Origin of the sequence: Janthinobacterium sp. BJB301 (genome assembly GCF_002735685.1) — a bacterium.
GTDB lineage: Bacteria > Pseudomonadota > Gammaproteobacteria > Burkholderiales > Burkholderiaceae_D > Janthinobacterium > Janthinobacterium lividum.
Genome location: NZ_PDZJ01000002.1, coordinates 1,005,001 through 1,019,250 on the forward strand (window position 1 = coordinate 1,005,001; position 14,250 = coordinate 1,019,250).

11 protein-coding genes and 1 tRNA gene are annotated in these 14,250 nt (G+C 59.7%); 11 read left to right on the plus strand and 1 reads right to left on the minus strand.

What is annotated here, in order from left to right:
- The first annotated feature begins 55 nt into the window (after positions 1-55).
- The 6 genes from CSQ91_RS17815 (at position 56) to CSQ91_RS17840 (ending at position 6,192) form a co-directional block, all read left to right on the plus strand.
- Positions 56-514, plus strand: a complete 459-nt coding sequence (locus tag CSQ91_RS17815) for a response regulator (RefSeq protein ID WP_070254834.1) — start codon at positions 56-58, stop codon at positions 512-514.
- Positions 515-826: 312 nt separating this feature from the next.
- Positions 827-1,153 carry a thioredoxin TrxA gene (gene trxA / locus CSQ91_RS17820; RefSeq protein ID WP_034780502.1) on the plus strand — a complete coding sequence of 109 codons (327 nt, stop codon included), beginning with the start codon at positions 827-829 and terminating at the stop codon, positions 1,151-1,153.
- Positions 1,154-1,308: 155 nt separating this feature from the next.
- Positions 1,309-2,571: a transcription termination factor Rho gene (gene rho, locus CSQ91_RS17825; protein WP_034746249.1), complete on the plus strand. Its 1,263-nt coding sequence runs from the start codon at positions 1,309-1,311 to the stop codon at positions 2,569-2,571.
- 293 nt (positions 2,572-2,864) lie between these two features.
- Positions 2,865-3,134, plus strand: coding sequence for a type B 50S ribosomal protein L31 (locus tag CSQ91_RS17830; RefSeq protein WP_034746247.1), 270 nt, complete (start codon positions 2,865-2,867; stop codon positions 3,132-3,134).
- A gap of 154 nt (positions 3,135-3,288) precedes the next feature.
- Positions 3,289-5,013, plus strand: coding sequence for an ArnT family glycosyltransferase (locus CSQ91_RS17835; RefSeq protein WP_034780504.1), 1,725 nt, complete (start codon positions 3,289-3,291; stop codon positions 5,011-5,013).
- Between the two features lie 198 nt (positions 5,014-5,211).
- Positions 5,212-6,192 carry a choice-of-anchor A family protein gene (locus tag CSQ91_RS17840; RefSeq protein WP_070281654.1) on the plus strand — a complete coding sequence of 327 codons (981 nt, stop codon included), beginning with the start codon at positions 5,212-5,214 and terminating at the stop codon, positions 6,190-6,192.
- A 74-nt stretch (positions 6,193-6,266) separates the two neighbouring features.
- Here the strand turns inward: CSQ91_RS17840 and CSQ91_RS17845 are convergent, their stop codons facing one another.
- Complete coding sequence (locus tag CSQ91_RS17845; protein ID WP_099389104.1) at positions 6,267-7,946, minus strand: AMP-binding protein; 1,680 nt, start codon at positions 7,944-7,946, stop codon at positions 6,267-6,269.
- A gap of 133 nt (positions 7,947-8,079) precedes the next feature.
- On the opposite strand from CSQ91_RS17845, the gene CSQ91_RS17850 reads away from it, so the two are divergent.
- The 5 genes from CSQ91_RS17850 (at position 8,080) to CSQ91_RS28715 (ending at position 14,244) form a co-directional block, all read left to right on the plus strand.
- A complete protein-coding gene (locus CSQ91_RS17850) occupies positions 8,080-10,443 on the plus strand; it encodes a DNA polymerase II (protein ID WP_099389105.1) in 2,364 nt (787 codons plus the stop codon).
- A 273-nt stretch (positions 10,444-10,716) separates the two neighbouring features.
- A complete protein-coding gene (locus CSQ91_RS17855) occupies positions 10,717-12,033 on the plus strand; it encodes an enoyl ACP reductase FabMG family protein (protein ID WP_099389106.1) in 1,317 nt (438 codons plus the stop codon).
- Between the two features lie 154 nt (positions 12,034-12,187).
- Positions 12,188-12,274, plus strand: a tRNA-Leu gene (locus CSQ91_RS17860).
- A gap of 171 nt (positions 12,275-12,445) precedes the next feature.
- Positions 12,446-13,672, plus strand: a complete 1,227-nt coding sequence (locus CSQ91_RS17865; protein ID WP_099389313.1) for a tyrosine-type recombinase/integrase — start codon at positions 12,446-12,448, stop codon at positions 13,670-13,672.
- A gap of 77 nt (positions 13,673-13,749) precedes the next feature.
- On the plus strand, positions 13,750-14,244 hold the full coding sequence (locus tag CSQ91_RS28715; RefSeq protein ID WP_143451049.1) for a hypothetical protein: 495 nt from the start codon (positions 13,750-13,752) through the stop codon (positions 14,242-14,244).
- Positions 14,245-14,250 lie beyond the last annotated feature (6 nt).

Sequence of the window (14,250 nt, forward strand, 5' to 3'; positions counted from 1 at the left end):
GTTGCGGCAAGGTATCGGCATCGACAGCGATGCATATCAACAGAAAGACATGACGATGAACACTGTATCAAACCAAGCAAGCCAGGAAAACAACGAAGCAGGCCTGGCGCCATTGCGCGTGCTGCTGCTGGACGACGACGTTTTCATGCTCGACGTGCTCAGCGACATGCTCGAGCAGATGGGCCAGTTCGACATCCGCTGCGAGTCGCACAGCGATCAGGCGCTGGCCACCCTCAAGCAGCACCAGCCCGACCTGCTGATCTGCGACCTGTCCATGCCCGACATCGACGGTATCGAATTCTTGCGCATGGCGGCGGAAAACGGCTTCCGCGGCGGCGTGGTCCTGCTGTCGGGCCTGCATTCGGCCGTACGCCTGGCGGCCGAGCGCCTGGCCATGGCGAATGGCCTGCATATCCTGGGCACCTTCCGCAAGCCGATGGAAAGCGCGGAATTGCAGCTCATGGTGAACTTGCAACTGCAGCACACGGCGCGTCTGGCCAACGTACAAGCCTGATCGAGGGGCCGGCCGGGAGGGCAGGCACGGCGCTGCAGGCCAGCAGGCATGCGGCTTTGCCGCCCTGCGGCCACGCACAGGAGGGATATGCTGGCGATATGCCTCAAGTTTTTCTGCAATAATCGCCACGCTTTGAAAAAATGGGTTATTATTTCAGCCATCCCCGCCTGCATACCTCTGGTCGCACCTTCCAAGACATTGAAGTCGTGCCCATTGTCCCCATCTTCTCACTGCATTCCAGGAAGCATGGATGGCGAACCAGCGTATGGTTAATTCCAGGCATTATTGATCCCACCCTCATTTGAGGAAAATATGAGCGAAAATATCAAACACATTAGCGATGCATCTTTTGAAGCAGACGTCCTGAAATCCGAGTTGCCAGTACTGGTCGACTTCTGGGCAGAATGGTGCGGTCCCTGCAAGGCCATCGCCCCTATCCTGGAAGAAGTGGCCAAGGAATACGCCGGCCGCATCCAGATCGCCAAGATGGACGTGGACGCCAACCAGGCAGTGCCTGCCAAATTCGGCATCCGCGGCATCCCGACCCTGATCCTGTTCAAGGATGGTGTTGCAGCTGCTCAAAAAGTGGGCGCCATGGCCAAGGGCCAGTTGACCGCTTTCGTCGACAGCAACATTTAATGTATGATGGGCAGCGCTGCGCCCGCAGCGCCGCCTGACTGGAACCACCGGGAAGCGGCTTTGCCTCATTCGTGCACAGCCTTCCCGAATAATTAATCAACGCCACGCAGTCCCCTCCCCTACCTTTACATCCCGTCTCGGGACACTCAACACATATGCATTTATCCGAACTAAAGGCCCTACACGTATCCGCCCTGCTTGAGATGGCGATCGGTCTTGACATTGACAACGCAGCCCGCTTGCGCAAACAGGAGCTGATGTTCGCTATCCTGAAAAAACGCGCCAAGTCCGGCGAACAGATTTTTGGCGATGGCGCCCTGGAAGTGCTGCCTGACGGCTTCGGCTTCCTGCGCTCGCCCGACGCCAGCTACATGGCGTCCACCGACGACATTTACATCTCCCCTTCGCAAATCCGCCGCTTCAATCTGCACACCGGCGATTCGATCGAAGGCGAGGTACGGACCCCGAAAGATGGCGAACGCTATTTCGCATTGGTCAAAGTCGACAAGGTCAACGGCGAATCGCCGGAGATGTCGAAACACCGCATCCTGTTTGAAAACCTGACGCCGCTGCACCCGAACGAGCCGCTGCGCCTGGAACGTGAAATGAATGGCCAGGAAAACATCACCGGCCGCATCATCGACCTGATCGCCCCGATCGGCAAAGGCCAGCGCGGCTTGCTGGTGGCATCGCCGAAATCCGGTAAATCCGTGATTCTGCAGCACATCGCCCATGCGATCACGGCAAATCATCCGGACATCACCCTGATCGTGCTGCTGATCGACGAACGCCCGGAAGAAGTTACCGAAATGCAACGTTCGGTCCGCGGCGAAGTCGTCGCCTCGACCTTCGACGAGCCAGCCACGCGCCACGTGCAAGTTGCCGAGATGGTGCTGGAAAAAGCCAAGCGCCTGGTCGAAATGAAAAAAGACGTGGTCATCCTGCTCGACTCGATCACCCGTCTGGCACGTGCCTACAACACCGTCATCCCTGCCTCGGGCAAGGTGCTGACCGGTGGTGTCGACGCGAATGCGCTGCAACGTCCAAAACGCTTCTTCGGCGCCGCGCGCAATATCGAAGAAGGCGGCTCGCTGACCATCATCGCCACGGCGCTGATCGAAACGGGCTCGCGCATGGATGACGTGATCTTTGAAGAATTCAAGGGTACCGGCAACATGGAAGTGCATCTGGAACGCCGTCTGGCCGAAAAACGCGTCTACCCGGCAATCAACCTGAACAAATCGGGTACCCGCCGCGAAGAACTGCTGATCAAGCCGAACGAGCTGCAAAAAATCTGGATTTTGCGCAAGTTGCTGTACTCGATGGACGAGATCGAGGCGATGGAGTTCATTCTCGACAAGATGAAAGCCACGAAGAACAACGCCGAGTTCTTCGACATGATGCGCCGAGGGGGGTAAACCTACTGCGCGTCCCGCTCTACGGCCTGTGTTGCTCGCTGTACCTTCGTACAGCTGCGCTACTCGGCCGTATATCGGGCCTGCTCGCTACGGTTTCCCTCCCCTCGGTGGCACATATCCGTGCACTACCGGCCCAAGCCGCTCATCGAGCGGCTTTTTTATTGCCGTCCGCCGGAAAGCGCTATATAATCGACGGTTGCATTATTTTAAACCCTGGCAAGTGATCGGCAATCGGGTCAAGAAGCTGGACGACCGACGAAGTGCTGTTTGGCTACCAAACTAGAGAGAAGACCATGAAAGTCGATACCCATCCAGAATACCGCGAAGTTGTTTTCCACGATCTGTCGTGCGATTTCAAATTCGTTACCCGCTCGACCATCCAAACCCGCGAAAAAATCACCCACGACGGTAAAGAATACCCACTGGTGAAGATCGAGGTTTCGGCTGAATCGCACCCATTCTTCACGGGCAAGCACAAAATCGTCGATACCGCTGGTCGCGTCGAGAAGTTCCGTCAGAAGTTCGGTTCGGTTGGTTCGAAAACCGCAGTCGCAGCAGGCTAATTTTTGCCGCTCCGCGGCAAAAAAGGGCAGCTTCGGCTACCAAGAAAAAGGCAGCCACGGCTGCCTTTTTTGTCTTTGGCCGCTTTACTTTATACTCGCGCATACCCGACGCCATTCGTCGCGTCTTGCCATTTTTTTCTGATACCGACTATCGATGAAGCCAGTCCGCCTTCCCGCCGCTGCCACACTCGCGCTGCCACGATGGGCCTTGTTTGCGCTCGGCCTGCTGTACATCCTGCCTGGCCTGATCGGCCGCGAACCGTGGAAGAACGATGACGCCGCCAGTTTCGGCATCATGTGGACCATGGCGCATGGCGGCCTGAACGACTGGCTGTGGCCCAACGTGGCAGGCCTGTCGCTGCCCGACGAAGGCCCGCTGGCCTTCTGGCTGGGCGCCATCTTCATCAAGCTGTTCGGCTGGATCGACGGCGACGTCTTTGGCGCGCGCATGTCGACCATCGGCATCTTCGTCGTCAGCACCCTGTCCGTCTGGTACACCGCCTTCAACCTGGGCCGCCGCAACGATGCCCAGCCGCTGCGCCTGGCCTTCGGCGGCCAGCCCGAGCCGGACGATTTCGGCCGCACCCTGGCCGATGCGGCCGTGCTCATCTACCTGGGCTGCCTGGGACTGCTGCAGCACAGTCACGACATCACGGCCGAAGCGCTGTACGTGTCCCTGATGGCCTATTTGCTGTACCGCGCCGTGCGCTACATGGAAGGCCCATCCGTGCGCAATGCGGCCCTGCTGGGCCTGGCGATGGGCGGCCTGACCCTCGCGCGCGGCTGGATCACGCCGGCAGCGCTGAGCATTGCCCTGCTGCTGTGCACCGTCTTCCTGCGCCTGCCGCTGCTGCGCAGCGTGCGCCACCTGGCGCTGGCCATCCTGATCGGAGCCGCGCTGACCCTCGTCTGGCTGCTGCCGGGCGAATGGCTGCAACCGTATGGCCACTCGCCGCTGCACGCGTGGATGGAATGGAATTGCCGCCAGTTCAGCGCCCCGAGCCTGAAAAGCCTGCAGTATTTCTTGCGTGTCGGCATCTGGTTCTTCTGGCCAGCATGGCCGTTCGCCGCCTGGGCCGTGTATGCCTGGCGCCGCCAGCACCACGTGCTGCACATCGTCGTGCCGCTGACCTTTGTCGCCATGCTGGCCATCCTGGGCCTGTGCCACCCCGATCCCGACCCGAGCCAGCTGCTGCCGCTGCTGCCGCCGCTGGCCGTGATGGCCGCGTTCGGCTTGCTGACCATGAAACGGGGCGCCATCAACGCCATCGACTGGTTCTCCGTGATGGTGCTGACCATTTGCGCCCTTGCGCTGTGGCTGTTCTGGTTCGCCATCCTGACGGGCTGGCCGCCGAAACTGTCGCATAATGCCCTGAAACTCATGCCAGGCTTCAAGCCCGAACTCGACTTGCTGGCCTTTTTCGTGGCCGCCTGCGCCAGCGCGGGCTGGGTGGCGCTGGTGCACTGGCGCATCTCGCGCCAGCCGGCCGTGCTGTGGCGCGCCGTGGTCCTGTCGTCCGGTGGCCTGATCCTGATCTGGGTGCTGATCATGACCTTGTTCCTGCCGCCGTTGAACTACAGCAAGAGCTACGCCAGCGTGGCGCACCAGATTTCCGTCCATCTGCCGCCAGGCAGCAAGTGCATCAACAGCAACGTCGGCGCCGCACAGCGCGCCTCGTTCGCCTACTTCGGCCACCTGCCGTTTGCCAGCGTGGGGCAGCAGCAATGCGATGTGTTCCTGTTGCAAGACAGCATCAAGGTGCCTGACAGCAAGGAACAACTGCCCGAGCACCATGGCGCGGACTGGATCAAGCTGTGGGAGGGGCGCCGTCCCACGGATGACGTGGAACGTTTCCGCCTGTACCAGCGCGTCAGGTAAGCAGCAAAAAACCGGGCCAGGCGCGGTTTTTTTATGTCCGCAAAACAATCACTATCGACAGGAAAAGTGTTGCTTTTAAATATAGTTAATTACCTAAATTGAACTAGAATTGTTTTTTAGATTATAATGATGGCCTGCGCGATGGCGGTGTCTTGCTTTCCCGCCCTATTCGTCCCCCAATTCACTATGAGATTGTCCATGAAATTATTTACTGCCCGTACCTTGCCGCTCATCAGCGCCGCCCTGTTCGCCTTCTCTTTCAGCGCTTCGGCCCAGGCAACCGTGATTGACCTCGGCGTCGCCAATGGCTACTCGGCCTTCATCTTCGGCAACATCGGCAGCAGCGGCGCCAGCGGCTTCACCAGCGTCGGTGGCAGCATCGCCGCCGGCGGCAATATCTATCTGGACAACTACAACGTCGGCACGAACAAAAAGCCAGGCAGCGCGGCCAACGCGATCGTTGCTGGCGGCAACCTGAACACGGGCTGGGGCACCATCGGTGGTTCCGCCGTGTATGGCGTCAGCAATCCCAACGCCACCTTGACAGCGCCACAATGGTTCCCAACCGGCAGCATCAGCAAAGGCAACGCTTCCACCCTGGACTTCGCGGGTACCAAGCAACAACTGACGACCCTGTCGGGCGACGTGGCCAAGCTGCAATCGAACGGCACCGTGCTTTCGCAAAACAATGGCTTCAAGCTGGTGGGCGACATCAACGCCGACGTGAATATTTTCAACATCGATGCGTCGAACCTGCATAACCTGACCCTGGACCTGTCCTCGCTGAAAAGCACGGCCAGCATCATCATCAACGGCACGGCCACCAACATTACCTTGAGCGGCGGCTTCGACAATTTCGGCAGCTTCGCCGACCGCACGCTGCTGAACTTCGCCAATGCCACTACCACCAGCCTGAACAACGTCGGCATCAACGGCAGCATCCTGGCACCGAACAGCGCGTTTTCCGGTTCGGGCAGCATGAACGGCACCCTGGTCGCCAATTCGGTCAGCTCGATCAATTACGGCCACGTGTCGATGAACGGCTCCGGCTTCAACACGGTCAGCGTGTCGGCCGTGCCGGAACCAGGCACCTACGCCATGCTGCTGGCCGGCCTGGGCTTGCTCGCCTTTGTACGCCGCCGCACGCCAGCGCGCGCACCACAAGCCGCGATGGCCTGAGCTTTACGCTGAATCAATAAAAAACACCGGGCCGCGCGAGCGTCCCGGTGTTTTTTTATGGGCTGGCGAAAGACTTAGTCCGCGCTCAGCCCCAGATCCGTCGCCACCTGCTTGCGCAACAGGTATTTCTGGATCTTGCCCGTCACCGTCATGGGGAATTCCTCGACGAAGCGCACGTAGCGGGGAATCTTGTAATAGGCGATCTGCCCATCGCAAAAGGCACGGATATCGTCGCTGGTAGCCTGCGTGCCCGGACGCAGGATGATGCAGGCGCACAACTCTTCGCCATACTTGGCGTCCGGCACGCCCACGCATTGCACGTCGAGCACGCTCGGGTGGCGGTACAGGAATTCTTCGACTTCGCGCGGATAGATGTTTTCGCCGCCACGGATGACCATGTCCTTCGAGCGGCCGACGATGCTGCAAAAGCCGTTGTCGTCGATCACGGCCAGGTCGCCCGTGTGCATCCAGCGCGCCGCATCGATGGCCTCACTGGTTTTTTCAGGGTCGCCCCAGTAGCCCTGCATCACGGAATAGCCGCGCGTGAGCAATTCGCCCTTTTCGCCACGTGGCACGATACGCCCTTCCGCATCGATGATTTTCACTTCCAGGTGCGGGTGAACCCTGCCGATGGACGACACGCGCATTTCGCGCGGGTCCTCGATGGCAGTCTGGAAACTGACGGGCGATGTTTCCGTCATGCCATACGCAATCGTGATCTCCGCCATGTGCATCAGCTCGATGACCCGCGTCATGACTTCCATCGGGCACGGCGAGCCGGCCATGATGCCGGTGCGCAAATTCGACAGATCGTATTGCTTGAAATCAGGATGGTCGAGGATGGCGATGAACATGGTCGGCACGCCATGCAGCCCCGTGCAGCGCTCGGCCTGCACGGTTTCCAGCACGGCTTTCGGATCGAACCCTTCGCCGGGAAACACCATGGTCGCGCCATGCGTGACGCAAGCCAGGTTGCCCAGCACCATGCCGAAGCAGTGGTACAGGGGCACGGGAATGCACAAGCGGTCCTGTTGCGTGAGGCGCATGGCTTCGCCGATGAAAAAGCCGTTGTTGAGGATATTGTGGTGCGTCAGGGTGGCGCCCTTCGGCGCGCCCGTGGTGCCGGACGTGAACTGAATGTTCACGGCGTCGTCAAACTGCAAGGTAGCGCTCACTTCTTCCAGGTGCGCCAGGTCGGCGTCGGCAATGCCCTCCATCAAGGCGTCGAAATTGTGCATTCCGGGTGTCGCGGCCGTGCCCAGGCGGATCACGTGGCGCAATTGCGGCAGGCGCGGCGACTGCAGGGCGCCGGCGCGCGAACGGGCGATTTCCGGCACCACGTCTTGCACGATGGCCAGATAGTCGCTGGACTTGAAGCTGGGCGACAGGATCAGCGCGCTGCATTGCACCTTGTCGAGCACGTATTCGAGTTCCGAACGCCGGTAGGCGGGGTTGATGTTGACCATGATCAAGCCGGCTTTAGCCGTGGCAAACTGGGTCAGCACCCATTCGGCGCAATTCTGCGACCAGATGCCGACCCGGTCGCCCGGCTGCAAGCCCAGCTTCAGCAAGCCGGCGGCCAGGCGGTGCACGCGCTGCTGGAATTCCAGATACGTCCAGCGCACGTTCTGGTGCGCCACGATCAGGGCATCCTGCTGGCCATGGCGGGCGGCGATGCCGTCCAGGTAGGCGCCTATCGTTTCGCCGATCAACGGCGTCTCGTGGGCGCCGTGTACATAACTGATTGCTTGCATACTGTCTCCAGGGTGTGGGGCGCGGCGCGCTCTTGTTATCGTCTTCGATGCAGAAAATTATAGCCGCAACCGCCCCCGCCCTGCGTCAGCTTGCTGTAATGTGCAGGCCAGCACATCCGACACTCACGGCACCATGACAGGCAACACGCAGCACCCGCCCGAACAGGGCTTCATCCTGACCCGCCACTGGCGCGATACCAGCGCCGGCACGGAAGTCGATTTCTGGCTGGCAACAGATGCCGGGCCCCGCCACGTGCGCCTGCCCGTGCAGACGGCCGTCGCCTTCCTTCCCATGGAGCAGCAGGAACAGGCGCAACAGCTGTTGCGTGGCGAGCGCCATGCGGAACTGCGTCCCCTGTCGCTGTGCGATTTCCACCATCGTCCCGTGCTGGGGCTGTACTGCAAGCAATACCGGCATTTGCTGAAGCTGGAAAAGCAGCTGCGCGCGCACGGCATCGACGTCTACGAAGCCGATATCCGCCCGCCCGAGCGCTATCTGATGGAGCGTTTTATTACGGCGCCGGTGACATTCAGCGGAGAAACACTGCAGGAAGTACAGCTGAAACCGGCGCCCGGCTACCGCCCCGCATTAAAACTGGTATCGCTCGATATCGAGACGACGGCCCATGGAGAGCTGTATTCGCTGGCACTGGAAGGCTGCGGCCAGCGCCAGGTGTACATGCTGGGGCCGCCAAACGGCGGCGATGACGCCGTGGACTTCGACCTCGAATACTGCGACAGCCGCGCACAGATACTCGAGCGTCTGAACACATGGATGGAGCGCCACGATCCGGACGCCATCATCGGCTGGAACCTGGTGCAGTTCGATTTGCGCGTGCTGCGCCAGCACGCCGAGCGCTACCAGGTGCCCCTGAAACTGGGACGCGGCGGCGCCGTGATGGAATGGCGCGAACATGGCGGCAAGCAAGAGCACTATTTTGCGGCCGCGGCGGGCCGTTTGATCATCGACGGCATCGAAGCCCTGAAGTCGGCGACGTGGAATTTTTCCTCGTTCAGCCTGGAAAACGTGGCGCAGACGCTCTTGGGCGAAGGCAAGTCCATCGACAATCCCTACCAGCGCATGGCCGAGATCGACCGGCGTTTCCGCGAAGACAAGCCGGCGCTGGCCCGCTACAACCTCAAGGATTGCGAGCTGGTCACGCGCATCTTTGCGAAAACCGAGCTGCTGACCTTCCTGCTGGAACGGGCCAGCGTGACGGGCCTGGCGGCCGACCGCAGCGGCGGCTCCGTGGCCGCGTTCGAACACCTGTACTTGCCGCTGATGCACCGGCAAGGTTACGTGGCGCCCAACCTGGGCGACGTGTCCGGCGACAACAGTCCGGGCGGCTTCGTCATGGATTCCCAATCGGGGCTGTACGACTCCGTGCTGGTGCTCGACTATAAAAGCCTGTACCCGTCCATCATCCGCACTTTCCTGATCGACCCCGTGGGCCTGGTGGTGGGCACCAGCGGCGACGAGGCCGATACCGTGCCCGGCTACCGTGGCGCGCAGTTTTCAAGGGTCAAACATTGCCTGCCCGCCATCGTGCAACAGGTGTGGCAAGGGCGCGAGACGGCCAAGCGCGAGCGCAACGCGCCCCTGTCGCAAGCGTTAAAGATCATCATGAACGCGTTCTATGGCGTGCTGGGCTCGAGCGGCTGCCGCTTTTTCGACCCGCGCCTGGCCTCCTCGATCACCTTGCGCGGCCACGACATCATGCACCGCACGCGCGAGCTGATCACGGAACAGGGTTACCAGGTCATCTACGGCGACACGGATTCCACCTTCGTGTGGCTGAAAACGGCGCATACGGATGAAGAAGCGGGCAAGATCGGCCGCGCCCTGGTGGCGCATGTGAATGCGTGGTGGGATGCCCACTTGCGCGAAGAGTTCGGCCTGGAGAATGCGCTGGAACTGGAATTCGAGACGCATTACCGGCGCTTCCTGATGCCCACCATCAGGGGCTCGGAAGAAGGCAGCAAGAAGCGCTATGCGGGCCTGGTGGGCAAGCCCGACGGCAGCGAACAGATGGTCTACAAGGGCCTGGAAACCGTGCGCAGCGACTGGACGCCGCTGGCGCAGCAATTCCAGCAAGCCCTGTACCTGCGTATCTTCCAGCGCGCCGCCTACCAGGACTATGTGCGCGACTACGTGGCGCGCACCGTGCGCGGCGAATTCGACGCTCTATTGGTCTACCGCAAGCGCCTGCGCCGCCCGCTCGACGACTACCAGCGCAACGTGCCGCCCCATGTGCGCGCGGCACGCACGGCCGACGCCTACAACCTGGCGCAGGGCCGGCCGCTGCAATACCAGAACGGCGGCTGGATCAGCTATGTCATCACGGTGGCCGGCCCGGAACCGCTGGAAACGCAGCGCTCGCCCATCGACTACCACCATTACCTGACGCGCCAGCTGCAGCCGGTGGCCGACGCGATCCTGCCGTTCCTGGGCGACGATTTTTCGCGCCTTGTATCGGGCCAGCAGGATTTGTTTTAAATCAATTTTACTGACCGGCATGACCAAGCTGAGGTAATATCGGCGCCTGCCGGGCTTATCTGCCCCTGTTTGCAGGCGCTGTGCGCCGCGGCAGCGTAAAATACGCCATGGCGAAAGAATAAGAGCTGTACCCAAGAAGAAGATGCCGCTCCAGACGAGAATCGTTCGCAAGAAGATTGTCGCCACTGAAAGGGCGCATAATTTATCACTATGTTGAACCAGTACGCCGGACTGCCCATCGTCCGCCGGCTAATTTTTGAATGAATTGACACCATGACCGAGATCACGTCCTTAAGAGACATCCCGCAAAAAAATATCTTCCGCAAAGGCGACACCTTTGTGCTGTTCGGCGAGCTGTTCGGCCGCGGCTATGTAAATGGCTTGCTGGACGAAGCGCGCAAGGCGGGCATGAATATCGTCGGCATGACGGTCGGCCGCCGCGATGAAAACATGGCGCTGCGTCCGCTGAACGCGGAAGAGCTGGCGGAAGCCGAAGCCAATCTGGGCGGCCGCATCATCAATGTGCCGCTGATGGCCGGTTTCGACCTCGACGCGCCAGCCGGCGAGCCGACCCCGACAGCAATGCTGGCCGACATGACCCTGAAAAGCTGGCAAGAAGACAAGCTGGACTGGGCGCAGATCGAACGCTGCCGCGAAGCCGGCATCGCCCGCTTCAGCGCTTCCGTGGCGAAAGCCATGGCCGAGCTGGACAGCCTGATTCCTGACGGCAGCAATGTATATTTCGCCCACACCATGGCTGGCGGCATTCCGAAAGTCAAAGTCTTCCTGGCGATTGCCAACCGCATCTACAAAGGCCGCGGCGAGCGCTTCATGTCCTCGCGCGCCCTGCTCGACAGCGACCTGGGCAAGCTGATCCTGATGAACTTCGACGAAGTCACGGCCAACACCCTGCAGCACCTGATCGACGGCAGCGCCGCCATCCGCGCCCGCATCGAGCAAACGGGCGGCCAGGTGCGCTACAGCGCCTACGGCTACCACGGCACGGAGATCTTGATCGACGGCAAGTACCAGTGGCAAACCTACAGCAACTACACCCAGGGCCTGGCCAAGATGCGCCTGGAAAACGTGGCCAAGGCCGCGTGGGAAAAAGGCATCAAGGCCACCGTCTTCAACTGCCCGGAAATCCGTACGAACTCGTCCGACATTTTCGTCGGCGTGGAACTGTCCCTGTTCCCCCTGCTCGACGCGCTGAAAAAAGAAGGCGGCGCAGCCTGGGCCGAAGAGCAGTGGAAAATCTGCCAGGGCTTGCTGGAAGACGGCGTCTCGCTGCAAGACTTGCTCGACCGTATCGCCGCCTACAATGGCGACGCCACCAGCGTGCAGTTCCGCAACTTCGCCGCCTGGCCGATGGACAACACGCCAGAGCTGGCCGACGTCATGATCGGCACCTCGGACGACATCACCAAGCTGCACAAGGACCGCAAGGAACTGATCACAGACCACCTGAGCTCGCTGGTACTGGAAGGCACGGGCCCGCTGATGTTCCACGCCATGTCGGAGCCACAAGCCCCCGTCGTCTGGCTGAACCACGACATCATCGCGCGCCAGCTGAACTCCGTGCATAACTGATACCGGCCCAGCCGCCGTCCGACAACGCCGTCCCGGGCCCGCGCCCCGGACGGCGTTTTTCATGCAAAGCCAGCATCCGATTAATGGGCTAAACCGTATGCCAAGCGAAAAACTTGCCGTATCGCGATAAATCAGTGATAATGCGTCTCGCGTTGCCGGGATGGCGGAATAGGTAGACGCACGGGACTCAAAATCCCGCGCTGGAAACAGCGTGCCGGTTCGATTCCGGCTCCCGGCACCACAATCATGTATCACACCGCATCACCAAACATCAAAACCCGCATGCTTCCAAGCTTGGCGGGTTTTTTGTTGTCTGGCACTGTCTCAGCCAACATCATCCCATCGCACGGATATACCGTCATTTTTGACGGTATATGGGAATAACGAAATTATGTATACCGTCAGGATGACCATGGCATTGACCGACACGTTCGTAAAGCAAGTGAAACTCGTAAAACCCACCGGCGATAAATATACCGATGGCGAAGGCATGTATCTGCTGGTATTGGCCTCAGGCAAATACTGGCGGATAGATTACCGCTATCTCGGCAAGCGCAAAACCATGGCGCTGGGTGTCTACCCTGCCACCACGCTGGCAAAAGCACGCCAACGCCGTGCCGATGTCCGCGAAAAGCTGGCCGATGGCATCGATCCCTCGCTGGCCAAACGCGAAGAGCGCGATGCCAGGACGATTGCAGCCAGCCATACGTTCGAGCTGGTTGCGCGTGAATGGCTCGTAAAGACATCCGCCGAACGCGCCACCACCACCCAGATCAAGGTGACCGGCTGGCTGGAAAAAGATGTCTTCCCTCATATTGGCACGATGCCGATTTCCACAATCAAGCCACGCGATGTCCTTGTCACTGTTCAGAAAATGGAAACACGCGGTGCAGTTGAGTCGGCGCATCGCGTCAAACAGGTATGTGGCCAGGTGTTTCGCTACGCAGTAGCCAGTGGCTTGGCAGAGCGGGATGTGACCGCCGACTTGAGGGGAGCACTGGCGACGGCGGTAACGACCAACTACGCTGCCATTACAGAACCAAAGCAGGTGGCAAACCTCATGCGCTCTATCCATGGGTACAGAGGGCACCCCTATTCGGTTGCGGCTCTGCGTCTTTCGCCATTGGTTTTTCAACGCCCAGGGGAGATCCGGGCGATGGAATGGGCAGAACTGGATTTGGACGCCGCTGAATGGCGTATTCCCGGCCAAAAGATGAAGATGAAAAATGATCACATCGTACCCTTGGCTACTCAATCAGTAGAAATCCTGCGGGCGATGCAAGCAATGACGGGGCAGGGAAAATATGTGTTCCCCAGCATCCGCACTGGCGAGCGTTGTATGAGTGAAAACACGATCAATGCCGCCCTGCGTAGCATGGGCTATGCAAAAGAAGTAATGACCGCGCATGGCTTCCGCGCAATGGCCCGTACCATACTCGATGAGGTATTGGGAGAGCGCCCGGAATTGATTGAGCATCAGCTCGCTCATGCCGTCAAAGACCCTAACGGACGCGCCTATAATCGCACAGCGCACCTGCCAGCACGCTTATTGATGATGCAACGTTGGGCGGACTACCTGGACGCTTTGCGTGAAGGAAAGAACCCGGCTATCTCAACACCGCAGCACTCACACAAATAAATTTACTGCTGAACATGGCACACAAAAAACCAACTGGCCGAAAGGCATCTGAAGCAGCGCGCGCTAGGGCGAAAGACATGCTGGCAACGCTCGGCTCAAACACATCGGACATTCCCGCTGTGCTTGAGTTAGTGAGCGCCATCGTGTGTTTTGCCAGCACTGGCTGGTTCCCGCCAACTGTAAAAGTAGACACAACACGTAAAATCGCAATTGGTCGGAGAGCCTCTTCAGAAGCCCAAGATGCTGCCAAGATGCTTGTGGACACTTACGCTCAGGCCTTGCACAGCATCCCAGATGGGCACTGTCTGAACCCGGAAGAACACCGCGAGGATCAGATTATCATTTCGGCGGAACAAGCTGCTGTCGCGGTAGTGGCTGCATTAGAGAATTTTGTCGAGACAGGATTCTGGGTGGAAACCGTTGTAAGTTTAGAGCGCTTCCTGATTTGCGAAAACTATAAATCTATCCGGAAAAAGGCAAAAACTACCAAAGAGGCCTTGTTGATACTTGCAAAATCACACCGTCGTAGCCAACGGGACTTGGAGCGTCAAGTAGGCAAATTCAAACCGTGACACCGT

What these genes read in the sequence shown, in the direction of transcription:
- CSQ91_RS17815 (WP_070254834.1), top strand. Translation starts at nt 56, where the DNA reads ATGAACACTGTATCAAACCAAGCAAGCCAGGAAAACAACGAAGCAGGC.
- trxA (WP_034780502.1), top strand. Translation starts at nt 827, where the DNA reads ATGAGCGAAAATATCAAACACATTAGCGATGCATCTTTTGAAGCAGAC.
- rho (WP_034746249.1), top strand. Translation starts at nt 1,309, where the DNA reads ATGCATTTATCCGAACTAAAGGCCCTACACGTATCCGCCCTGCTTGAG.
- CSQ91_RS17830 (WP_034746247.1), top strand. Translation starts at nt 2,865, where the DNA reads ATGAAAGTCGATACCCATCCAGAATACCGCGAAGTTGTTTTCCACGAT.
- CSQ91_RS17835 (WP_034780504.1), top strand. Translation starts at nt 3,289, where the DNA reads ATGAAGCCAGTCCGCCTTCCCGCCGCTGCCACACTCGCGCTGCCACGA.
- CSQ91_RS17840 (WP_070281654.1), top strand. Translation starts at nt 5,212, where the DNA reads ATGAAATTATTTACTGCCCGTACCTTGCCGCTCATCAGCGCCGCCCTG.
- CSQ91_RS17845 (WP_099389104.1), bottom strand. Translation starts at nt 7,946, where the DNA reads ATGCAAGCAATCAGTTATGTACACGGCGCCCACGAGACGCCGTTGATC.
- CSQ91_RS17850 (WP_099389105.1), top strand. Translation starts at nt 8,080, where the DNA reads ATGACAGGCAACACGCAGCACCCGCCCGAACAGGGCTTCATCCTGACC.
- CSQ91_RS17855 (WP_099389106.1), top strand. Translation starts at nt 10,717, where the DNA reads ATGACCGAGATCACGTCCTTAAGAGACATCCCGCAAAAAAATATCTTC.
- CSQ91_RS17865 (WP_099389313.1), top strand. Translation starts at nt 12,446, where the DNA reads ATGGCATTGACCGACACGTTCGTAAAGCAAGTGAAACTCGTAAAACCC.
- CSQ91_RS28715 (WP_143451049.1), top strand. Translation starts at nt 13,750, where the DNA reads ATGCTGGCAACGCTCGGCTCAAACACATCGGACATTCCCGCTGTGCTT.